Genomic DNA, 22,308 nt, shown 5'->3' on the forward strand with positions numbered 1-22,308 from the left:
AGCAGGGCGTCGCTTGTCTCCCGACTCTCTACGCTACTGTCTTTCAGCCTTCAACGCTACTGTTTCTCGGCACTCTAGTGGCTTGTCGTTGAGACATGTTTACGTTTCCGGTCGATTCGGTCAAGAATCTGGTCGGGGGTTTTGGTCCACATGAATGGGTGTTTGCGTCGGTTCCATCCGTTGATGAAGGCGCGGATCTTGCCCGTGAGGTCGCGGACCGAGGTGAAGGTCCCGCGCCGGATGGCTTGGCGTTCGATGATCCCGAACCAGACCTCGACCAGGTTCAGCCACGAGCCGGAGGTCGGGGTGAAGTGCACCGTGATCCGCGGGTTCGCGGCGAGCCAGTCACGGACCTCGGCCTTCTTGTGGGTGGCGTAGTTGTCCATCACCAAATGCAGCTCCTGGGTCGGGTAGGCACGCGCCACATGCTTGAGGAACCCGAGGAACTCCTGATGCCGGTGCCGGTCCTTAACACAACCCGGTGACCTTCCCGGTGGCGATCTCCAACGCCGCGAACAGGGTGGTGGTGCCGTGCCGCACGTAGTCATGGGTGCGCTGCTCCGCATGGCCAGGTGCCATGGGCAGCACCTTCTGGGTCCGGTTCAACGCCTGGATCTGCGACTTCTCATCCACGCACAACACGATCGCGTTGTCCGGCGGGGCCAGGTACAGGCCAACCACGTCGGTGACCTTGGCCACCAGCTCCGGATCGGTGGAGAACTTGAACGTCTCCGCCTTCCACGGCCTGACCCCGAACTCCTTCCACACCGCCGCGACGGTGGCATGGTCGACCCCCAGCCGAGGCGCCAGCAGCCGCGACGACCAGTGCGTCACCCCCAGGCTGGCCGGCGGCGGGTCCAAAGTGGCGGCGAGGATCGCAACCCGATCCACCTGCCTGGGCCGACCCGGGCGGGGCTCATCAGCCAAACCCCGCACACCCCGCTCGACGTAGCGGTCCCGCCACAGATTCACCGTCGGCCTCGACACCCCCACCGTGTCCGCGATCACCTGGTTCCCGACCCCGTCAGCGGCCAGTAACACGATCCGCGCCCGTTGCGCGGTCGAGGCCATCACCGTCGCCGCCCGGGTCAACCGCTCCAACTCGCCCCTATCGCCTTCACGTAACACCAGTGCCGGGGCTGTCCTATTCGCCATGCCCAATTGTCCCATGCAACCGTAAAGTTACATCACCGACACGCCACTAGAAGCTGAACGTGGTGGCGCCGTCGCCGATCCACTCCCACAGTTGCACGGTGCCAGCCACTTCGGCGTTGGGCAGCAGCGTGCCCGGGTCGATGGCCTTGGCCTTCACGCAGACCCCGCACGCGATGTAGCGCCCGCCGGCTGCTGCGTAGCGGTCCATGAGGTCGGTCAGCGGAGGGCAGCCATCGCACGCCGTGGCTCGGGCGAACCCGGCGACCGCCAACCGGACGGCTTCCTTGGTGAGGAACATCAGGGTCTCGCGACCGGCTTCTGCGGCTCCGACGGCGACGAGGAACGCCACCGTGACCTTCTCCGCGTCCTCCAGCCCCGTTGTCAGGGAGATGGCTGCCTTGTTCATGAGTGCCTCCTACGGTGAGTGTCTCGTCCAAAAAAGTACGATCGTTCGTGCTAACTTGTCAAGGGTGAACCCAGATTCTTCTCTGCACCCCATCCGAGCCCAGCGCTCCGACGGACGCCGAACCCGGGCCGCGATCCTGCAGGCCGCCGCGCGGCTGGCGTCAGTCGAGGGGATCGATGGCCTCACCATCGGCGGCTTGGCCGCTGAACTGAAGATGAGCAAGAGCGGTCTGTATGCGCATTTCGGCTCGAAGATGGAGCTTCAATTGGCGACGGTGGCGGAGGCCGCGACGATCTTCGACGACGTCGTGGTGACCCCGGCGATGGCGGAGAAATCGGCGCACGAGCAGCTCCTCGCGCTGTGCGATCACTATCTGCAGCACCTGCGCGACCGGGTGTTCCCCGGCGGCTGCTTCTTCGCCAGCGCAGCCCTCGAGATGGGCGGCCGGCCAGGGCCGGTGCGAGAGGCGATCGCCGACTTCCAGCGGCGCCTCACTGGACTGTTCGCCCAGCTCGTGGTCGCCGCACAGCGTGAAGGGCGGCTTCTGGGCGAGGATCCTCGGGCGCTGGCGTTCGAGATCAACGGTCAGTTCCTCGCTGCCAGCGCTGGTTTCGTGCTGACCGGGGATGGGGGAGTGCTGGATCTCGCTGAACGGGTGCTGCGTCGTCGGTTGGGCGATGGTGTCACCACCGGAGCGTGATGCTTCGCCATAGGGTGCTGGCTATGGGGGCCGAAGCTGTCGTAAACGGCTGACCTCCCATCGCGTTCTCGTATTCGTTTCGGTCGGTTCGCCGGTTGCCTCTTGACACGAGAGCGCTCTCACGCAAGGCTAGGCCTTGCGCGGACCTGAGAGCGCTCTCGCTCCCGCGCGTATCTGTGCCCAATGCACAGAGGTCAATGACGACTAAGGGAGTCACATGTCATCTGTTTCATCCTCATCCCGATGGAGAGCGCTTGCGCTCAGCGGGCTGGCAGCAACGCTGCTTGCCCTGCCCGCCCAGGCCTCCGGTCCCACCGACGGCCTCGCCGGCTCGGACCTCTACCTCAACCCCTACAGCACCACGCTCGAGGCGGCCCAGGAGCTGAGCGGTCAGGCGCGCGCCGACGCGCAGCTCCTCGGGAGCATCCCCTCGGCGGACTGGTTTACGAATGGCACGCCCGAGGAGGTGCGGATCGCCGTCGACGAGGTGGTCACCGCCGCCGAGGCGCGTGGCGAGATGCCCGTGCTCGTCGCCTACAACCTTCCGTTCCGCGACTGCGCCCAGTACTCGTCGGGAGGTGCGCTCGACACCGAGGCCTACACGGCCTGGATCGACGGGTTCGCAGCCGGGATCGGCGACCGACCTGCCACGGTGCTCCTTGAGCCCGACGGCCTTGGCGTCATCCCTCATTACACGACGCTCGACGGCCAGGTTGAATGGTGCCAGCCGGCGGAACTCGACGCGGCGACGGCGACCACTGATCGCTTCGAACAGCTCAACTACGCCGTCGACTCGTTCGAGGCGCTGGAGGGCACCGACGTGTACCTCGACGGGACGTCGTCGGCCTGGCTGAACGTCGGCGAGATCTCCGACCGGCTCGTGAAGGCCGGGGTGCAGAACGCGACAGGGTTCTTCCTCAACGCGTCCAACTACCAGTTCACCGCCAACCAGGTGGCCTACGGCACGTGGATCTCGTCGTGCATCGCCTACGCCACCGAGGTGGCCCCGGGCGACTTCGCCAACTGCGGCGACCAGTACTGGAACGGCGGACCGGCGACTGACTGGCAAGGCGTCGCAATGTCCAACTACGGCGAGTGGTCGGCCGACAACCCGGACCCTGCGCTGAACACGTCGGGCATCGACTCGCGCTACGCGTCGATCCTGGGCGACGTGGAGCCGTCGACTCATTTCGTGATCGACACGAGCCGCAACGGCATCGGGCCGTGGGACCACGAGAACAAGTACGGCAGCACCCACGAGGATTGGTGCAACCCGCCGGATCGCGGCGCCGGCGCCCGTCCCACGACCACGACCGGCATCCCGCTGGTGGATGCCTTCCTGTGGATCAAGGTGCCGGGCGAGTCCGACGGCCAGTGCTACCGAGGCACCGAGGGCCCGCTGGATCCCGAACGCGGTATGCAGGACCCGCCCGCAGGGCAGTGGTTCGTCGAGCAGGCCAGGGAGCTGATCGAGTTCGCCTCCCCGGAGCTGAAGCCTCAGGAGTGCCACGTGGTGTGGGACGCCAAGGGCAAGGGCAAGGCGTTCGCCGCGAAGGTCACGGTGACCTCTCCGTCACCTGAGTGGACGCTGGAGTACGCGTGGCGCGACGACCAACGGATCAACAACGTCAGCCGCGGCACCTCGACCCAGGACGGCGTGGATGTGAGGATCACCTCACGCGCACCGTCGGTGGTGGTCTCCGCCAAGGGCGGCGCGACGGAGCCGTGGCTGTTCTGGGTTGACGGGAAGCCCTGCACCTCCGAGTAGTCCAAGGCCCGCTGAGGAGGGGGTGCCAGAAGATGTCTGGTGCCCCCTCCGTCGTGTTCGCCCGACGGCGAGCCCGGCGCCCCGGTGTGCAGTGCAGCGAACGTACGATTCCGGCGGATGACATCAAGGGCGACGGGGGAGACTGGTTGCCGCCTCTAATGGAACTGAACATTCGCCAGATCGGCGATCGGCGACGACTTCTGCTGGAGAGGGAGCCGAGGCCAACGTCGAGGTCTGTGTGTTCTGTCCCGGACTCCGATGCCCAGTGTGAGCAGCCAGCCGATAGGCTGCCTCACGATGAGTAGCACCGATACCTTCGCGCCCGGCAACGTCGTCGTGGTGCGTGACGAGGACTGGCTGATCACCTCAGTCGACGAGTCCTCCGACGGACCCGTCCTGAACGCCCAAGGGCTCTCGGATCTGGTCCGTGGCCAGGACGCCGTCTTCTACCCCTCGCTGGACCGGATCAAGCTCAACGACCCCCGCGACACCACAGTCCGCCCGGACGATTCCCCGAAATATCGCCGATCAAGGCTCTGGGTGGAGTCCACGCTCCGCAAGACCGCCGTTCCCCTCAGCGACGACTCCCTGACCGTCTCGCCCCGCATGCTGGCCCGCCAGCTTGGCTACCAGCACAAGGCCGTAGCCAAGGCCCTCGACCCCGCGACACTGCGGCCCCGCATCCTCCTCGCCGACGCCGTCGGCCTGGGCAAGACCCTCGAGATCGGCATGATCCTCTCCGAACTCATCCGCCGCGGCCGCGGTGAGCGGATCCTCGTCGTCACCCCGCGACACGTCCTGGAGCAGATGCAGCACGAGATGTGGAGCCGCTTCGCCATCCCGTTCGTGCGCCTCGACTCCCAGGGCGTGGCCCGCGTCAAGCAGAAGCTGCCCGCCAACCGCAACCCGTTCTCCTTCTACCGTCGCGTGATCATCTCCATCGACACGCTGAAGCAGGAGCGCTTCGTCCACGACCTGCGCCGGCACCACTGGGACGCCGTCGTCATCGACGAGTCGCACAACGTCACCAACACCGCCACCCTCAACAACCGGCTGGCCAGCATCCTCGCGCCGCAGGCCGACGCGCTCATCCTCGCCTCCGCCACCCCGCACAACGGGTCGCGTGAGTCGTTCGCCGAGCTGGTGCGCCTCCTCGACCCCACCGCAGTCAAGGCCGACGGCGACCTCGACGCCAAGCGCGTCGAGCAGCTCACCATCCGACGGCACCGCCACAGCGCCGAGGTAGCCGAGGAAATCGCGGCGGCATGGACCCGAGGAGTGCGAGCTCAGCACCTGAACGCATGCGTCGAGCCGCCCAGCCGCCAGTGGGCGAGTGGGGTGACGCCAAGACGCAGGGCCTCTTCGTTGTGTTTCTCTAGCGCGATGGATTCTCCAAGTCGACCCCACCGTCCATCGACGAGCAGTCAGACTTGTCAGTCGCCACCGCCACAATGGGTTTCACCGAACCTCGAGAAGGGCCCGCTCCAACTCCATGACTGATGAACGTCTGGTCAAGTCCAAGCAGCGCGTCGCTGACCACGGCGAGGTGTTTACCCCTGCCTGGATGGTTGAAGACATGCTCGACCTGGTGAAGGGCGAGACCGAGCGTATCGATGCCAGGGTCCTGGAGCCGGCCTGTGGGTCCGGCAACTTCCTGGTCCCCGTCCTGGCACGGAAACTTGCCACGGTGCAGGCCAAGCACGGTAAGAGTGATTTCGAGCGACGCCATCACGCCCTGTTCGCGGTCATGTGTATCTACGGGATCGAACTCCTGGCGGACAATGCCGACGAGTGTCGGGCGAACCTGTGTGACGTTCTGCAGGTAGCCTTCGGGCTCCGCGACGACGACGTGCTTCTGCGCGCAGCCCGCAAAGCTCTGGCCGTCAACATCGTTCGCGGGGACGCCCTGACTATGACGGAACCCGATGGCGCCCCGATCCTCTTTCCGGAGTGGGCCTACCTGGGGAAGGGCCTCTACCAACGCCGCGACTTTCGGTTCCACGACCTCACGCAACGAGCGTCGTTCGAGGGCACCCTCTTCGGGGAACTGACCGAGGAAGAGCTGTTCACGCCGACAAAGACCTATCCGCCGATGACCATGGAAGAAGTCGCACAGTGAGCCTGGCGCCGCTGACCCTTCGCGGTCACAACCCCGATGTGCTGACCTGCATCGCCAACCTCTCCAACGACGAGGTGTTCACCCCGCCCGAGATGGCAAACGCCATGCTCGACCTGATCGCAGACGCGTGGGCAGGGGCATTCGACGGTGCCGATATTTGGGCCGACGCCACGGTCAGGTTCCTCGACCCCTTTGTGAAGTCAGGGGTGTTCCTGCGCGAGATCGTCCGACGACTAACCAACGGCCTGGCCGACGCCATCCCGGACCTCCAGGAGCGCGTGGATCACATCCTCACCACGCAGGTCTACGGGATCGGCATCACCGAGCTCACCGCACTCCTTGGGAGACGCAGTGTCTACTGCTCGAAGTTCGCCAAAGGACCCCACTCCATCGCCAGGTCGTTCACCACGGAGACGGGAAACATCTGGTTCGACCGGACTGAGCACGACTGGACGGGCGGAACCCCCGAGATCCGCTACGACCCTGTCACCAGTGAAGAGTTCACGGTTCAGGTCAATCAACGGTGCAGTTTCTGCGGCGCGAACGAGCGCGACTACCAGCGCGGCGACGAACTAGAGACTCACGCGTACGCCCTGATCCACACCGACGATCCGCAGGGCCTCATTCACCAGCTGTTCGGAGCAGACATGCAGTTCGACGTCATCATCGGCAACCCGCCCTACCAGCTCAGCGATGGAGGCTACGGAACATCCGCTGCGCCGATCTACCAGATGTTCGTCGAGAAGGCGCTGGCGCTCGACCCGCGCTTTGCTGTGTTCGTTACACCCTCCCGCTGGTTCGCCGGCGGCAAAGGCCTCGACGACTACCGGCAACGGATGTTGAGCGACCACCGCATGCGCAACATCGTCGACTACCCCAAGCTCTACGAAGCATTCCCCGGCGTGAAGATTCGCGGAGGCGTCTCCTACTTCCTCTGGGACCGCGACCACGACGGGCCATGCACCATCCAAACCATGCTGGACGGAGCGCCGGTTGGGCATGCCGTTGCACGGTACCTCGACGAGTACGACGTCCTCATTCGTCGAAACGAAGCTGTGCCAATCCTTGAGAAGGTCCGGGCGAAGGGCGAGCCCACCTTGGAGACACGGGTCTCGAGTCAGAAGCCCTTCGGATTACGGACCTTCGTCCACGGCGCAGACTCTCCCTCCGGCCTCAAGGAGCCAATCAAGCTCTTCGGGTCCAGGAGGGTCACATGGATCGAGCGCAGCGAGATACCAACCAAGACAGCCTGGATCGACACTTGGAAAGTCCTCATGACCAGGGTCCAGGGCACGAGCGCTGCCATCGAGACCAAGTTCCTGTCGAAACCCATCGTCGCTGGCCCCGGCACGGCCTGCACGGAGAGCTACCTGGTGGCGGGTCGCTTTGACACGGAGGAAGAGGGCGAACGCTACGCCTCATACCTTCGAACCCGATTCGCGCGATTCCTAGTGTCACTACGCAAGTCGACTCAGGACGCACCCAAGAACGTCTATGCCTTCATCCCAGACATCCCCTTGGATCGCCATTGGTCCGACGACCTCCTCTACAAGCGTTACGGCCTCAGTGAAGAGGAGGTTCAGTTCATCGAGTCGCAAGTAGCCGCGCATGATGACCAGCCCGACGAGAGGGCCCAAGAGGTTACGGATGACTAAGGACATCGGGGACCTGCTCCCCGAGAAGCCGCACGGGAGGCTGCGGATCTACGCCTGGACTCCGAACGATCCACCGTCGGATTACGCAGGGCTCATCAAGGTCGGACAGACCACCAAGGCTGACGTCAACGAGCGGATCCGCGCGTCACAGGGGCAGATGCAGCAGGCCTATACCCTGCATGTCGACGAGCCCGCCGACCGAAGTGATGGGACGTTCTTCCGAGACGGCGATGTTCGTCACAGGCTGGTTCAGAAAGGCTTCGAGAACCCGATTCTCGGTTCATCCCGTGAGTGGGTGCGTTGCACGCCGGAGCAGGTGAAGACAGCAATCGTCGAGCTGCGAAACGGCCAGGCCATGACCGGGACCCACCACGAGACTTTTGCCATGAGGCAGGAACAGACCGACGCCGTCGACAAGGCCTTCGGCTACTACCACTCGATCTGGGCGGAGGACTCGACCGCCGTCCCCAGGTTCTTGTGGAACGCCAAGATGCGCTTCGGGAAGACCTTCGCCGCCTACCAACTCGCCAAGAAGCTCGGGGCCAAGCGTGTGCTGGTGGTCACCTTCAAGCCCGCCGTCGAGGACGCCTGGCAGACAGATCTGGAATCCCACGTCGATTTCGATGACTGGCAGTACCTGTCGAAGACCGCTGGCACCGACCCCGCGACAGTGGTCGCTTCCAGGCCCATGGTCTACTTCGGATCCTTCCAGGACCTGCTCGGCCGAGACACGAAGACCGGGCTGATCAAGGCCAAGAACGAGTGGCTCCATCTAATCAACTGGGACTTGGTCATCTTCGATGAGTACCACTTCGGTGCCTGGCGCGAGAGCGCTAAGGAACTGTTCGAGGGCGAGGACGCCAGCATCGCCAAGAAGGAGCTCGACGCCGAGTTCAACGACGGCCTCAACACCTTCGAAGAAGAACTCGACGAACTAGGCAGCGCTGAGAGCGACTTCCTCCCCATCACCACCAGGGCCTACCTCTACCTGTCCGGCACACCATTCAAGGCGCTGGCAACGGGCGAGTTCATCGAGGAGCAGATCTTCAACTGGACCTACACCGACGAACAACGCGCCAAGGCAGAGTTCGCCAAGGCACACCCAGCAGAGTGGAACCCGTATGGGGCACTGCCAGAGATGCGGCTGCTGACCTACCAGATGCCCGACGAACTCATCGCCGTTGCCAGGCAGGGCGAGTTCGACGAGTTCGACCTCAACGCCTTCTTCGCCGCCACTGGCAGCGGCAGCGCTGCGGAGTTCACGCACAAGGACGACGTCCAGAAGTGGCTCGACATCATCCGCGGCTCCCACTTACCGACGCAGACGGACGCGATGAAGATGGGTACCCGCCCACCATTTCCGTACTCCGACGTCCGGCTCCTGCCCTACCTGCAGCACTCGTTCTGGTTCCTCCCGAGCGTCGCCGCCTGCGAAGCAATGGCCAACCTCCTCGCCGAGAAGCAGAACGTGTTCTGGCATGACTACGACGTCCTCGTCGTCGCCGGCCCGTCAGCCGGCATCGGGCTCGACGCTCTCCCGCCGGTGCGCAACGCAATCGGCGATGGCCACGAGACCAAGACCATCAATCTGTCGTGCGGGAAGCTCACCACCGGCGTGACCGTCAAGCAGTGGAGTTCAATCCTCATGCTGCGCAACCTGAACTCTCCCGAGACCTACTTCCAGGCCGCGTTCCGGGTGCAGTCACCGTGGTCGATCAAGAACCCCAACGGGGACAACCCGAGCGAAGAGGCCGTTCTCAAGCCAGTGTGCTTCGTCTTCGACTTCGCCCCCACCCGCGCCCTGCGGCAGCTCTCGGAGTACGGCCACGGCCTGGCGCCCGAGTCACCCAATCCCGAGAAGGCGATCGAGGAACTCGTCAGCTTCCTGCCGGTACTGGCCTACGACGGCTCGAACATGACCCAGATCGACGCCGGTGCCATCCTCGACATCGCCATGTCCGGCACGTCCGCCACCCTCCTTGCACGCAAGTGGGAGTCAGCGATCCTGGTCAACGTCGACAACGACACGCTCAAGAAGATCATGAGCGACCCCAAGGCCATGGCAGCAGTCATGAACATCGAGGGCTTCCGAGCCCTCGGCAGCTCTATCTTCGAGACCGTGGTCAACAAGTCCGAGTCAGTCAGCAAGACCAAGAAGGAACGCGGCGACGAACTCACGAAGACGGAGAAGAACGAACTCACCGACGAGGAAAAGGAGTACAAGTCGAAGCGCAAACAGATCCAGGAGAAGCTCATCAAGTTCGCCACCCGCATCCCGGCGTTCATGTACCTGACCGACTTCCGCGAGAACACCCTCCACGACGTCATCACCAAGCTCGAACCCGGCCTGTTCAAGAAGGTCACCGGCCTAACCGTCGAAGACTTCCACCTCCTCGTCAGCCTCGGCGTCTTCAACTCCACCCACATGAACCAGGCCGTCTTCGCCTTCCGCCGGTACGAAGACGCCTCCCTTTCCTACACCGGCATCAACTCCCACAAGGGTCTGCGCCATTACGGCCTCTATGACACCGTCGTGGCCGTCGAGTTCTAAAGGCGTGAGGCCCGTCATGCTCGAAGATCACCGATCCACAACGCCAAGCGAAAGGGAACCGTATGTCATCCGATTGGCGTGAGCGATTCGAGTCAGCTCACCCGGAAGCCATCGACTTGAAAGAGGCTGACGCGACTGGATTCGACTTCTTTCTCGAATCGATAGAGCTAATCACCGGAGCAACGATTCCTATCCAACGCGTGGGTGTCACTGCGCTGGTCGGGGCGAATAACGCTGGCAAGTCGACAATCCTTCGAGAAACTGTCGAATTCCTCAGACAGAACCGCCACCTCGGGCACAGCGAACGCATCTCAGTCGCGACGGTGAGAACAGGAGTGCGGGGCGACCTTGCTCAAGTCATCGGATGGCTGGGGGATAACTCGCACTTCATCCCTCCGTCTCAGGGGTCTGCTGGAGGATTCCAACGGCCTACCTCTGGGATCATCCCTCTGGTCGCCTTGAGATCTCTCTGGGCTTCGCCACATGAGACCTTCGGAGACCTAGCCAACGCCTTTGTCTTCTATGGCAACGCACAAGGCAGGTTTGCCTTCGGCGGCTCTGTCGAGATGCGAGAAAACGTGGACGATCCGGCCCAGCATCCTGTTCATCACCTGCAGGACTCCAAGGCGCTTCTCGATGAATTGTCTGAGATCACGAAGAAGGTTTTCGGTGTACCGCTGACTCTGGATTCCCTGGCGCGCACTCTGAGGCTCCGAGTTGGAGAGATCGACGAAGAAGTTCCACCCGTCAACAACATCTCGCAGGAGTACCGCGAGAAGATGGCAGCGCTACGCCCTCTTGATGAGCAGGGTGACGGTATGCGCAGCTACCTCGGACAGCTGCTCCCGACTCTGACCGCCGCTTTCAAGGTGCTCCTTCTTGACGAGCCAGAGGCGTTCCTTCACCCGCCGCAGGCACATGCACTCGGGCTCCAACTCGGTCAGTTGGCGATGAAGCAAGGTATCCAAATCGTCCTCGCCACACATGACAAGAACCTGCTCACCGGCCTTCTGGAATCAGGGGTGGACGTGTCGGTGGTCCGGCTGGACCGCGGAAGCGGGTCAACGGCCGTCCATGACCTTGACGCCGCTCAGTTAAGAGCGCTGTGGTCTGACCCGGTCCTCAGATACACCAACATCCTGGACGGTCTGTTCCACCGCTTGGTCGTCGTCGCTGAGGCGGAGGGAGATTGCGCATTCCTGAATGCCGCACTGGATTGTCCAGCACGCTCTCATGAAACCCTCCCGCGCCACGAGATTCTCTTTGTGCCCACTGGTGGCAAGGATGGGATGGCAAAGGCCTGTGCGGCACTTTCCAAGATTGGGGTGCCTACGGTAGCCGCGCCTGATTTGGATATGCTGGCTGACCAGAGTGCACTGCGGACACTTCTGGAGTCCCTTGGCGAGGATTGGACTGACGATCTCTCCAAGCTCTGGGAGCGAGCGACTGCGTCCATTCGTGTCCCCCGAGAGCAGGTGAGGGTGGGGCGTGTCCTCGATGCAATCTCAGCAATCTTGACTCCAGAACGTGATGCCAATTTCAGCACCGACCATAGGGATGCGGTACAAGCTCAGCTGCGTGCTCGTCCTCCATGGAGAGACGTCAAGGATCATGGCTTGTCCGCGTTCAAGGGCGAAGCTCGCGCCCATTTGATGGAGCTTCTAGCGGAGCTTCATAAGCGGGGGGTTGTTCTTGTTGAAGTGGGCGAGCTCGAGAACCTGGCACCTGAAGTGACGGTGCGTAAGGGACCCGGCTGGATTCACGCGGCCCTCAGGCAGGGCGCACAGTGCAACGACATTACCCAGCGCCACGTGGATAGGATCCTCGCCGTTGGCGTGACTCGTGGGATGCAGCCGTCGGCAACGAACGACACGAGCCGCCGCTGACCAAGGTCGGGGCTGGCAGCTGCCGTGTGATGCAGATGCCAGAGACTGCTCTACGTGAGTGACGCGAGGGGCACTGTCCCCAGGTACCGGGCGAGCTCCGTGATGTCGGGATAAACGTACGAGCGCGTATATCCGAATCGCGACTCCAGGAACTCCCGGATCTCTTCTTTGACCGACGATCCGATCCGAAAGGTGAAGGTCGGTGCCAAGTTGCGCGCGTTGTATTGTGGCTTCCGGGTCGGTTTGGTGGTCTTGGCGTAGATTGAAGACGCAGCCAGCAAGTCAGCGCGCGTCCAGTAGTTTCCAGGGCTGCTCCTGAAGTAGGAAGCTGTCTTAGCTGAGGTCATTGGAACCCCGTCGAAGATGAACGCGGCGTTCTGCGCGGCGATCCTCGGGTCATAGGCAGGCGGAACCCAAAGACGACGCCGGGCTCCAGTTCCCCAGTCCACACCTTGCCGCGCCGCAGGAGTGGTCCATGAGTGCCAAGGCGGCAGCCGCTCGCCCCACTCTGCATCCAGTTCCACTCGCGAGTGTAGGGGGGCTGGCTTGTCGGGCTTGCGCACCGGTTGCGTCGCAAAGGCGATGAGACGAGCGTCTTTGTCGTCAGTCTCGTCGTGCTGCTCGACTGCGAACCATGCGGCGATGTATGGGTTCTTGGTCACGTCCAGGAGCCGTGTCGGTCCACCGGCATGCTGGATGCGCGCGAAAGTCTCAAGCGCCGACATCCCGTCGAATCTCCAGTCTGAGCGCGCGATCCGTAGGATCTCCTGCTCCGCACGCACCATCTGATCTTCATCTGGGTATGGCTGAGGCTGCTTTGGCTTGGACGCGGGGGGATCAACTCCGTTCACCACGCACAACCGTCTAAAGAGGCTGCTGTGGATGGCCCAATCGGCGTCGCGCACGCCTCGCCATACCAGGGGTAGGTCAGGTGTCTTGGTGACAAGTCCGGTGATACGCGTGTTCAGTTCCTGCATGGACTCGACGAGTTCCTCGTCCGCCGCGAAGTAGGCGCCAGGAGACGTCATCGACTTCGAGTAGGCGGTTCGGGGTGGGTCGGGGTTCCGAAAGTCCGACGGGCGGCTTAGTGAGAGCATGCGAGAGCCCAGCGACTCGTTGATGATCGCCTGAAACTTCGTAAGGTCAACGTTGGCGGACATGGCCGCCTGGATGTTGTCCAGCACCCCCGCAGGCATAGAGATGCGCGGTATGAGCTTCTCCTGCATTCGGGCTATCGATTCCTGCAGGTTCCGCCACGATGCGGAAGAGTGGAGCAGCTCCTCGAACTGCGCGGCCCAGGCCGAGCCAAGCAATGGTCGGCCAGCGAATAAGCTGTCGAAGTTCTGGCGCACTCGGTCTGCATACTTCTCGGCCTCGAAGCCCGCAGGACTGACCGGTTCCGTGTCGCCAGCATCTTCGCCACCGTGTCCGGCTTCAGGCTCGTCCTGTTCCTCGCTCATAGCGTGGGAGTCTAGCTAGGTGCACTGCGCCGGTGAGCACGTACGGACGAGGCGCTGCGGCTCCAGCCACGACGGGGACGACACCCCGACCACGTGCCCGCGCTGCGGGAAGTCAGGTATCAACGACGTCGGCCAGCGCTTCGAGACCGTCGAGCTCACCCGAGTCTCCGCGTTCGTGCGGCGCGACGAGTCACGGATCGACGACTCCAACGACGAGCGCGTCCGCGCCGGGTTCGCGATCGTCACCGCCGCCGACGTCGACCCGCAGACCGTCCAGCACCGCTGGTACACCACCGGCGGGCTGGGCGTGGCGTACCTCAAGGGCATGGACGTGCGCTGGTATAACCTCGGCCCCCGCCGCCACACCGCAGGCGAGATCACCATCGCCGGGAACAGGCTCGCCGGGCCGCGGTTCCGGATCTGCGAGGCCTGCGGCCACCTCGACCGCACGGGGCTGGCCAACAAGCGCGACGAGCACCGGCCCTGGTGCAAGCACCGCCACAGCCACGAGGAGCACACCCGCTCCGTGCTGCTCACCCGCAAGCTCACCACCGAGGGCGTCGTGCTCACCCTGCCGCAGGGCATCGCGTTCGGCGACGACGTGTTCGCCGTGCCCAGCCTCACCGCCGCCGTCCTGCTCGGGCTGCGCGAGAACTACGGCGGCGCGCCCGACCACCTCGATGTCGCGTTCATCAAGGACCCGCTGCTCGACAACCGCGACGCACTCCTCCTGCACGACCTCGTCCCCGGCGGCACCGGCTACCTCGCCGAGCTGATCCGCAAGGACCAGCTGTGGGACGTGCTGCGCCGCGCACTGATCCGGGTCCGCGACTGCGCCTGCGCCGACGAGGGACACCTGTCCTGCCACCGCTGCCTGCTGCCGTTCGCCGCCCCCTACAACCGTGAGGTCACCTCCCGAGTCGCCGCCGAGCGGCACCTGCGGACGCTGCTCGGGATCGACGGCGGGGAGCCGCCGCTCGTGCCGTCGTGGAAGATCACGGAGGCCCCGCCGGCGCCGGACCCGACGGGGGAGTCCTGGCTGGAGGAGCGGTTCCGCGCCGCGTTCCTGCGGCTGGCGGCGAGGCTGGGCGGCACCGTCAAGCAGACCCCGAGCATCTCCGGCGGCAACATCATCACCGTCTCGCTCGGCAGCCGCACCTTCCGGCTCCGCCCGCAGGTGCACGTCGCCAACTCCAAGCCCGACTTCGTCCTCTCGAGCGAGGGGCTGCCGGACGTCGCGATCTTCACCGACGGCTGGCAGTTCCACGCCTCGCCCAAGCACAACAACATCGCCGACGACGCCGCCAAGCGCCGCATCCTCCGCCAGGGCGGCACGCTCGTGATCGCGATCACCGCACAGGACCTGGCGCTCGACGAGGCGGGCGACGCCGCCACCGCGCCGTCGTGGTTCAAGGCGCCGCTGGTGCAGAAGCTGAACGGCGAGCCGGCGATGCAGCACACCGCCGCCGCGCGCGAGTCCCTGCTCGGTGGGCCGCTGGCGTTCCTGGCCGGGTGGATGCAGCAGCCCGACCCCGACAACCTGGAGCGTTTCGCCCGGGCGGCCGCGTTCTCGGTGTTCGCCTCCGGCGCCGCTCCTACGGATGCGCCGCTGGAGGACCTCGCCGTCGGTCTGCTGTCCGGGGTGGGCGGGCAGACCCGGGTCTGGCGGCACGGGAGTCTCGCCGTCGCGGTGAGCGTCCCGGCTCCGGGCTCCGTGCGGCTGGCCGCGGTGCTCGACGACACCGTCGACCTCTCGGCTTCCGAGGCCAAGGATGAGTGGCGCGAGTGGCTGCGGCTGGCCAACGTCATGGCGCTGCTGCCCGCGTCGATCGCCACGTTCGAGGCGCGATCCTCTGCTGCACTTCCGACCGTCCCGGTGGTGGACATCGTCCATCGGGGTGTGGAGGTCGGCGCCGAGTGGCAGCCCATCGTCGAGGAGTTGGCGGGGGAGTCGGCGTCCGTGCTGGAGCTCATCGCCGCGCTCAGCGAGGCCGGGGTGGCCGCGCCGGACGCCGAGGTGGGCTACGAGCTCGACGGCGTTCCCTTCGACCTCGTCTGGACCAACGAGCGGATCGCGGTGCGGTTGGATGCCGAACCGGTGCCCGATCAGCAGGGGTGGCGCATCCTCGCGCCCGACGCAGCCGTGATCGCGGCGGCATGGAAGGAGCAGCCCCGTGGCTGAGAGTGTGATCATCTACCCCAAGCAGGACAAGCTGCTCGACGCGTCGATCAAGCAGAAGGCCTACACCTTCCTCGAAAAGCTCGCCCAGGACGACAGCGCGCCGGGATTGCACATCGAGCCGATCGCCAACGCTGCAGATTCGCGGGCCCGGACAGGTCGCGTCGACATCCAGTACCGGGCGTTGCTGTTCAAGCTCACCACCCCCACCTCGACCGCCTACGTGGTGCACGGCATCTACAACCATGACGACGCCTACAAGGCGGCCGCCAAGGTGCAGCTGACGATCAACCCGATCAACGGGCTGCCCGAGTACAACGAAGTGGCCAGCGAAGCGGCACCCACGTGGGAACCGCCGGTGGCCGTCCCGCCGCTGCCGGCAGGTCCCGAGCCGTTGATCGCCTTCAGCGCCGCCGACCTCACCGTCTCTCTCGGCATCCCGCCGACCACCTCGGAGCAGGCCGTCGCGCTGACCAGCAAGGACGCGCTGCAGGCCTTCGCGCAGACGCTGCCCGAATGGCAGGGTCTCGCGCTGCTGCTGCTGGCCGACGGCGAGTCGATCACGCAGATCCAGCAGGAGCTGGAGATCATGAACCGGCCGATGAGCCACGAGGAGGCCGCCACCCGGTTCGTCGAGCCGGAGCCGGTCAGTGACCAGGAGCTTCTGGACAGCTTCGACCACCCCACCGCCCAGATGGGGTTCGCGAAGCTCGCCGGAGCCGACGAGCTGCGCCGGGTCATCACCGGCGGCGACTTCTCCGCCTGGCGCGTCTTCCTCCACCCGCAGCAGCGCACCTGGGTGCGGGGCGACTGGAAGGGCCCGTACCGGATCTCCGGCGGCGCCGGGACCGGCAAGACCGTCGTCGTGCTCCACCGGGCGCGACGGCTCGCCGTCGAGGACCCGGAAGCGCCCATCGTCGTGACCACGTTCACCACCAACCTTGCCGCTGAACTTGCCCGTAGCCTCGAGCGCCTCGACCCCGACCTGCGCTTCGCCGACGCCCTCGGCGCGCCCGGCCTCCACGTCAAGGGCATCGACGCGCTGGCCCGGGCGGTTCTGCAGTCGGCGGGGGCCGACGTGAGCGAGGCCGTCGCGGCCGTGCTGGGGGTGGGGCGCACCGACATCGGCGGCCGCACCGACGCCGACGCCGCCTGGCGGCAAGCGATGCTGCGCGCGGGGGAGGACCTGGACGAGAAGCTGCGCAAGCCCGCGTTCCTGGCCGCCGAGTACGAGATGGTGATCCTGCCGCACCGCATCACGCAGCTGGCCGACTACCTGAAGGTGGCGCGGACGGGTCGCGGGGTGCGGCTGTCGCGGGCCGGGCGCAAGGCGGTGTGGGCCGTCGTCGAGGCCTACCGCGGCGCCGCGCGCGAGGCGGGCACGCTCGACTTCGCGGAGGCCGCCTCCATCGCCGCAGCCCACCTCGAGGCGACGGGGCAGCGACCCGCCCGGCACGTGCTGGTCGACGAGGGGCAGGACTTCAAGCCCTGCCACTGGCAGCTGGTCCGGGCGCTGGCGGCGGAGGCGCCCAACGACATCTTCATCGCCGAGGACGCCCACCAGCGGATCTACGGGCAGAAGCTGATGCTCTCGGCGTACGGGATCCGGACGCAGGGGCGGTCGCGGGGGCTGAAGCTCAACTACCGCACCACGGCGCAGAACCTGGCGTGGGCCGTGGGCGTGCTGACGGGCCAGGAGGTCGTCGACTCCGACGGCGAGGCCGAGACCATGGCCGGCTACCTGTCGGCGCGCACGGGGCCCAAACCGGAGGTGCGGGCGTTCCCGACGTTGACGGCGGAGCTCGACTTCGCGGCGGACCTGGTCGGGTCCTGGGTGGGCAGTGGGGACGTTGCGCCTGAGACGGTCGCGGTGTTGGTGCGCGACCGGGTGACCCGCGACCGTGTCGTCGCCGGGCTGGGGGAGCGGGGCGTCGAGGTGCGGGCCCTGGAGGCCGGCACGGTGAAGCCCGGCTACCCGGTGGCGCTGACCATGCACCGGGCGAAGGGCACGGAGTTCACGCGGGTGCTGCTGTTCGGGCTGAGCAAGGACTCGATGCCGATGGGATTGAAGGCCTACGACTTCGACGACGAGGAACTCAGCGAGGCGCAGCTGCGGGAACGCTCGCTGCTGTACGTCGCGGCGTCGCGCGCCCGCGACGAGTTGGTGGTGACGTACAGCGGCACACCGTCGTCGCTGCTGCCAAGCTGATCCTGAGCGGATCAGGTGAAGGGAGGATTCCGGGCCGCTGACGATACCTGGTCGCCACGGGGTCCACGTCTGAGGATGCGGACCCACTACCAATAGCCACTGCGCAACGCGCTCCGCCGCAGTCGATACCTCAGTGGCGAAAAGAGCTGATCGGCCTAGAGTGGCGCGCTTCCATTAAGGCGTGCATGGCGCCATAATGGCTCCATGCCGAATATTCAGATCAAAGACGTGCCGGACCAGACGCATGCTGTGCTGCGACAGCGGGCTAGCGCGGCGCACCAGTCACTTCAGGAGTACCTGCGCTCGAAGCTGATCGCCGAGGCCGCCCAGCCGACGTTGGACGAGGTGTTGGCCAGGGCCGGCGGGCGCGCCGGTGGATCGCTGCCGCTGGCCGACGTGGTGAGCGCGTTGCGGTCCGACCGTGCTGGTCATTGACGCCAGCGTCCTGGCCGTCGCACTGCTTGACGACGGCCAGGACGGTGACACAGTGCGGGACAGGCTGCGCGGTGAACGACTCGCCGCACCCGCGCTGGTCGACCTCGAAGTGGCCTCGGTGTGGCGCGGCCTGGCCCTCGGCGGCCACCTGGACCCGCGCCGGGTCCGGCTTGCTCTTGACGACCTGCAGGAGCTGCCACTCCAGCGCGTCGAGCACACTTCGCTGCTGGTTCGCTGTTGGGAACTGCGGGACAACCTCACTATCTACGACGCCGCGTACGTTGCCCTCGCCGAAGCACTCCAGGCGCCCCTGCTCACCGGTGACAGGCGCCTCGCACGATCCACCGGCCCACGCTGCACCATCGAGGTCGTCAAGGCCCACGGTTGACGTCACGGTTGCCGCAGAGGTCGAGGATCTGCCGCAGCCACTCCCCCGACTTCGCGTCGCTTGCGGGCAATATGTTCGTCACCTCAACCAGTCTGCCCCACAGACTTTCGGTACTATCACGCGCCGCTGGGGCTTCAGGCGATCTTGCTCGGGTAGCGCTGGCGCGCGACCTCTCCGCTGGGCCGACGCAGGCGGCGGGCTTCGTCTGGCCGTTTCCTGCTAGCTGACCGCGACCCCGGCCAGCGCAAGCGCCAAAACCAAGACCACCGAGCCGACGGCGACCCAGGCGCGGTCTCGCGGCTCACGGGGCAGGGCCGGCCACCGCCAGCCCAGGGCCGCCGCAGTCGCCGACGTGAACGTCGCCTGGACCATCCAGATGGGGAAGGGGTCCACCATTCCCATCACGATGGCAGGAAGAACCACCCCGATGAGCGTGGTGCCCGTGACGCTCCACAGCACGTAGGAGAGGGCGCGATGGCGGCTGGGATTGTGCCGCGTGATCCGCCACATCGCCCATCCAGTACCGACGACGGTGGCGAGGGCCAGTGCGGCGGACAGGGCCAGGACGAATGTCTCGCTCATGGCTAGTGCGCTTCGTCCAGTAGGGCGCTCACGAGGTCGCCCTGCAGGGTGAGCAACTGGGCACCGGTGGGCACCGAATTGACGACGTAGGCCAGGCCGCGCCCGGTGCGGGGGCAGAACCCCACGTACGAATGGTGCGACCCGGTGAGCCCGTTGTGGAAGATGAGTTCCTCGCCGCCGGCAGTGGAGGCCCGGACCCACGTGATGCTCATCTGGGCCTCCGGCATCCAGGGCAGGATCGGCGCCGGGGCCACCGGGTCGAGCCCAGCGGAGCCCGGTTGGCGGCCGTCCCGCGTCAGCCGCAGCCAGGACGCAAGATCCTGGCAGGTGGACCACATGCCGCCGCCCGGCCCCAGACCCCCCAGGATCCACGGCTCTGCGGGTCGCCCGCCGAGCCGGCCCTTGGTCCATCCCTCCGGCAGGTCCGCCACAGTCGCGGGGAGCAGCGTGTCGGTCAGTGCGAACGGCTCCAGGATGCGTTCCGTGAGCAGCTCGCCGTAAGTGGTCGCGGCCTTCGCCGCCAGGAGGTGGGCGAGCAGGGCGATGCCGGCAGTGGAGTAGGAGTAGCTGCCCCGTCCTTCCGTGCCCTGCTGGAGGATGTCGGCGACGGTCTCGGCCGCGTCCTGCCGCAAGCCGTCTGCGTGGAGCAACCCGAACCACGTGTTCTGGCTCCCGGCCGCTTTCGCCGTGAAGTCCGGGAGGCCGGAGGTGTGGGACGCGAGCTCCCGCAGCGTGACGTCGGCCACCTCGGATCCGCTTGCGTCGGTGATCTCGCCGACGGTGGTGTCGAGGCTCACTTCGGCCTTGGCAACCATGTCCATCAGCACGGCGCCACAGAAGGTCTTCGACACCGAGCCGATCCCGAAGGGGGTGGTCTGGTCCGCGCCGATGCCCGCAAACTGGGTGGCATCCCCGTCGACATAGGCCAGTGCCACGCGATTGAGCCCCTGGAGATGGGGGTCCACGCGCCGGAGCAGCGCAGGATCGCCGGTACGGCCCGCGGCCGCTCCCACCGGGCGCGGGCCAACGAGCGCCAGCAGCGCCATCGCACCGGCGCCGGCGCCGGCAGCCAAGAGACCCCTCCTCGAGACCTCGGAAGTGCGCACCCGTCTCGCCGCCCCGCTCAGGTGAGAGCCGAAGCTCGCGCCGGCGGAGCGGCCGCGGTGTCCGAAGGCGCGGGTTGCGATATCTCCGGGCTGGGCCCACGTCGTCGAAGCACGGTGATCAAGTACCCGGCGTATCCGGCGCAGACCAGCGTGGTCGCGGCGAGCATGACCAGTTCTGCCTGCGCATCCGCCCTAGTCAGATTCCCGCTGATGTTGAGGAGGGCGTGGAAGGCGATGAGCGGAACGATCGTGCCGGTAACGGCGAACAGCAGCGCCAGGACGATTCCCAGGGTGACACCGAACGCGATCTGGATTGCCTGATCCAACGGCGCCATTCCCCTGGTGAGGTTCACGATGTGCCCGATGCCGAAAGTGACGCCGGAGATCACAACCGCGCGCGTCAACGTGCTGGTGCGTTGGATCCCGCGGAACAACATGCCGCGGAAGATCAGTTCCTCAAGGAAACCGACAGCGACCATGAGAACGATGATCAGCGCCACCGTGGTGAAGTCGAGGTCTTCCCTGAAACCCTTCGTGAACTGCATCAGCGCGATCAGTAGGAGCGGGATGTATAGCAGCGTCGCGTTGAAATCGCGCCTGCGCAGGGGGCGGACGCCGTAGTACGTCAGCCAACCGTGCTTGCGGAGGCGGACCACGAGCCACACCGCGAGCAGGACCAGCACCGCGCTGGCCCCCGCATTCGGAACGCCGACAAGCGTTGAAAGCCAGTCGCCGATGTTGACCGCAATCACGTAGATCGCTATCCACGCGACCGCGTGCCAAATGGGACGGTTCTCTTGCAGCCTGTTCATGACAGCCACTTCCTTAGGGGAGGAGACGAACCAAGCGGGTCGTCAACGGCCCCGCCATGAATACTACGCCGCGTAGGAGAGGGGTGTGGCCTTCAGGGTGGACGGTGAGGAAATGGTTGGTATCGCGTAGCGTTACGCGATACTGTTGTCTTGTGATCGTCAGCTTCAGGCACAAGGGTCTGGAGCGGCTGTATCGGGATGGTTCGAAGAAGGGTGTTCAAGCGGCTCACGTCCCCAAACTGCTGCGCATCTTGTCGCTGCTTGACGTGGCACAGACCCCGGACGACCTCGCGATCCCGTCGTTTCGGACCCACCCCCTCAAAGGGGACCTGGCCGGGCACTGGTCGGTCTGGGTGAACGGCAATTGGCGGATCACGTTCCGCTTCACTGAGAGCGACGTCGAACTCGTCGACTATCAGGATTACCACTGACCAGGAGGTGGACAACATGGTGATGAAGACTCCGGTACATCCCGGCGAGATCCTGCGTGAGGACGTGCTGGGCAACCTGGGGCTGAGTGTCGGGGAGGCTGCGTCCCGGCTCGGGATCTCCCGGGTGACGTTGAGCCGAGTCCTGCACGGCCATGCCCGGGTGAGCCCCAACCTTGCTGTTCGACTGGAGGGGGCGGGCGTTGGTACCGCCCGTGCTTGGCTGGCACTGCAGTCGGCTCATGACCTCGCGGCGGAGCGTGCCGCCGGGCTGCCCTCCGTCCGCAAGCTCGACCCCGTCGCCTGACAACATCCGGATCTGCCGCACCTGGTGCTTCAGGCGACCTTGCTTGCGTAGCGCTGGCGCGCGACCTCCCCGCTGGGCCGACAAAGGCGCAGAGCTTCGTCTGGCCGTTTCCTGCTAGGTGACCGCGGCCCGGCCACCGCCAGCCCAGGGCCTGGGCCGGGG

The 22,308-nt window shown here is 65.6% G+C and carries 17 protein-coding genes and 2 pseudogenes; 13 read left to right on the forward strand and 6 right to left on the reverse strand.

Annotation, left to right across the window (positions count from 1 at the left end):
• Positions 1-74 precede the first annotated feature (74 nt).
• Together ACX1DX_RS12280 and ACX1DX_RS12285 are read right to left on the reverse strand one after the other, a co-directional pair.
• Positions 75-1,155 (reverse strand): annotated as a pseudogene (locus ACX1DX_RS12280) (IS630 family transposase).
• 46 nt (positions 1,156-1,201) lie between these two features.
• Positions 1,202-1,561 carry a DsrE family protein gene (locus ACX1DX_RS12285; RefSeq protein ID WP_459396825.1) on the reverse strand — a complete coding sequence of 120 codons (360 nt, stop codon included), beginning with the start codon at positions 1,559-1,561 and terminating at the stop codon, positions 1,202-1,204.
• On the opposite strand from ACX1DX_RS12285, the gene ACX1DX_RS12290 reads away from it, so the two are divergent.
• The 7 genes and pseudogenes from ACX1DX_RS12290 to ACX1DX_RS12320 all read left to right on the forward strand — a co-directional run bounded on the left by ACX1DX_RS12290 (position 1,560) and on the right by ACX1DX_RS12320 (position 12,240).
• Positions 1,560-2,261 carry a TetR/AcrR family transcriptional regulator gene (locus ACX1DX_RS12290; protein ID WP_459396826.1) on the forward strand — a complete coding sequence of 234 codons (702 nt, stop codon included), beginning with the start codon at positions 1,560-1,562 and terminating at the stop codon, positions 2,259-2,261. The genes ACX1DX_RS12285 and ACX1DX_RS12290 overlap by 2 nt on opposite strands.
• A 217-nt stretch (positions 2,262-2,478) precedes the next feature.
• On the forward strand, positions 2,479-4,029 hold the full coding sequence (locus tag ACX1DX_RS12295; RefSeq protein ID WP_459396827.1) for a glycoside hydrolase family 6 protein: 1,551 nt from the start codon (positions 2,479-2,481) through the stop codon (positions 4,027-4,029).
• A gap of 297 nt (positions 4,030-4,326) precedes the next feature.
• Positions 4,327-5,220, forward strand: a pseudogene (locus ACX1DX_RS12300) (DEAD/DEAH box helicase); the annotation flags it as partial.
• Positions 5,221-5,521: 301 nt separating this feature from the next.
• A complete protein-coding gene (locus ACX1DX_RS12305; RefSeq protein WP_459396828.1) occupies positions 5,522-6,148 on the forward strand; it encodes an N-6 DNA methylase in 627 nt (208 codons plus the stop codon).
• Positions 6,145-7,803: an Eco57I restriction-modification methylase domain-containing protein gene (locus ACX1DX_RS12310; protein WP_459396829.1), complete on the forward strand. Its 1,659-nt coding sequence runs from the start codon at positions 6,145-6,147 to the stop codon at positions 7,801-7,803. Before ACX1DX_RS12305 ends, ACX1DX_RS12310 begins: the two co-directional genes overlap by 4 nt.
• Positions 7,796-10,354 carry a hypothetical protein gene (locus ACX1DX_RS12315; RefSeq protein ID WP_459396830.1) on the forward strand — a complete coding sequence of 853 codons (2,559 nt, stop codon included), beginning with the start codon at positions 7,796-7,798 and terminating at the stop codon, positions 10,352-10,354. The genes ACX1DX_RS12310 and ACX1DX_RS12315 overlap by 8 nt, the downstream gene beginning before the upstream one ends.
• 62 nt (positions 10,355-10,416) lie before the next feature.
• Positions 10,417-12,240, forward strand: coding sequence for an ATP-dependent nuclease (locus tag ACX1DX_RS12320; RefSeq protein WP_459396831.1), 1,824 nt, complete (start codon positions 10,417-10,419; stop codon positions 12,238-12,240).
• Positions 12,241-12,290: 50 nt separating this feature from the next.
• Here the strand turns inward: ACX1DX_RS12320 and ACX1DX_RS12325 are convergent, their stop codons facing one another.
• Entirely contained in the window at positions 12,291-13,700 is a 1,410-nt protein-coding gene (locus ACX1DX_RS12325; RefSeq protein ID WP_459396832.1) for an FRG domain-containing protein, read from the reverse strand.
• Between the two features lie 19 nt (positions 13,701-13,719).
• Here ACX1DX_RS12325 and ACX1DX_RS12330 point away from each other — a divergent pair, with 19 nt between their 5' ends.
• The 4 genes from ACX1DX_RS12330 (at position 13,720) to ACX1DX_RS12345 (ending at position 18,911) form a co-directional block, all read left to right on the forward strand.
• Positions 13,720-15,882: an MrfA Zn-binding domain-containing protein gene (locus ACX1DX_RS12330; protein WP_459396833.1), complete on the forward strand. Its 2,163-nt coding sequence runs from the start codon at positions 13,720-13,722 to the stop codon at positions 15,880-15,882.
• Positions 15,875-18,088: a UvrD-helicase domain-containing protein gene (locus tag ACX1DX_RS12335; protein ID WP_459396834.1), complete on the forward strand. Its 2,214-nt coding sequence runs from the start codon at positions 15,875-15,877 to the stop codon at positions 18,086-18,088. The genes ACX1DX_RS12330 and ACX1DX_RS12335 overlap by 8 nt, the downstream gene beginning before the upstream one ends.
• Positions 18,089-18,292: 204 nt before the next feature.
• On the forward strand, positions 18,293-18,523 hold the full coding sequence (locus ACX1DX_RS12340; RefSeq protein ID WP_459396835.1) for a FitA-like ribbon-helix-helix domain-containing protein: 231 nt from the start codon (positions 18,293-18,295) through the stop codon (positions 18,521-18,523).
• A complete protein-coding gene (locus tag ACX1DX_RS12345; protein WP_076063473.1) occupies positions 18,510-18,911 on the forward strand; it encodes a type II toxin-antitoxin system VapC family toxin in 402 nt (133 codons plus the stop codon). The genes ACX1DX_RS12340 and ACX1DX_RS12345 overlap by 14 nt, the downstream gene beginning before the upstream one ends.
• Positions 18,912-19,130: 219 nt before the next feature.
• Here the strand turns inward: ACX1DX_RS12345 and ACX1DX_RS12350 are convergent, their stop codons facing one another.
• From ACX1DX_RS12350 to ACX1DX_RS12360, 3 genes are read right to left on the reverse strand one after another with little or no spacing between them, the layout of a single operon-like run.
• Positions 19,131-19,493 carry a hypothetical protein gene (locus tag ACX1DX_RS12350; RefSeq protein WP_459396836.1) on the reverse strand — a complete coding sequence of 121 codons (363 nt, stop codon included), beginning with the start codon at positions 19,491-19,493 and terminating at the stop codon, positions 19,131-19,133.
• Positions 19,494-19,495: 2 nt separating this feature from the next.
• Entirely contained in the window at positions 19,496-20,566 is a 1,071-nt protein-coding gene (locus ACX1DX_RS12355) for a serine hydrolase domain-containing protein (protein ID WP_459396837.1), read from the reverse strand.
• A gap of 50 nt (positions 20,567-20,616) precedes the next feature.
• Positions 20,617-21,411 (reverse strand): CPBP family intramembrane glutamic endopeptidase, encoded by a 795-nt coding sequence (locus ACX1DX_RS12360; protein WP_459396838.1) that lies wholly within the window; start codon positions 21,409-21,411, stop codon positions 20,617-20,619.
• Between the two features lie 152 nt (positions 21,412-21,563).
• Here ACX1DX_RS12360 and ACX1DX_RS12365 point away from each other — a divergent pair, with 152 nt between their 5' ends.
• Positions 21,564-21,842 carry a type II toxin-antitoxin system RelE/ParE family toxin gene (locus ACX1DX_RS12365; protein ID WP_459396839.1) on the forward strand — a complete coding sequence of 93 codons (279 nt, stop codon included), beginning with the start codon at positions 21,564-21,566 and terminating at the stop codon, positions 21,840-21,842.
• A 16-nt stretch (positions 21,843-21,858) separates the two neighbouring features.
• Positions 21,859-22,146, forward strand: a complete 288-nt coding sequence (locus ACX1DX_RS12370) for a HigA family addiction module antitoxin (RefSeq protein ID WP_459396840.1) — start codon at positions 21,859-21,861, stop codon at positions 22,144-22,146.
• Positions 22,147-22,308: the final 162 nt, after the last annotated feature.

The sequence above is a fragment of the Tessaracoccus zhenghani genome, assembly GCF_054552775.1.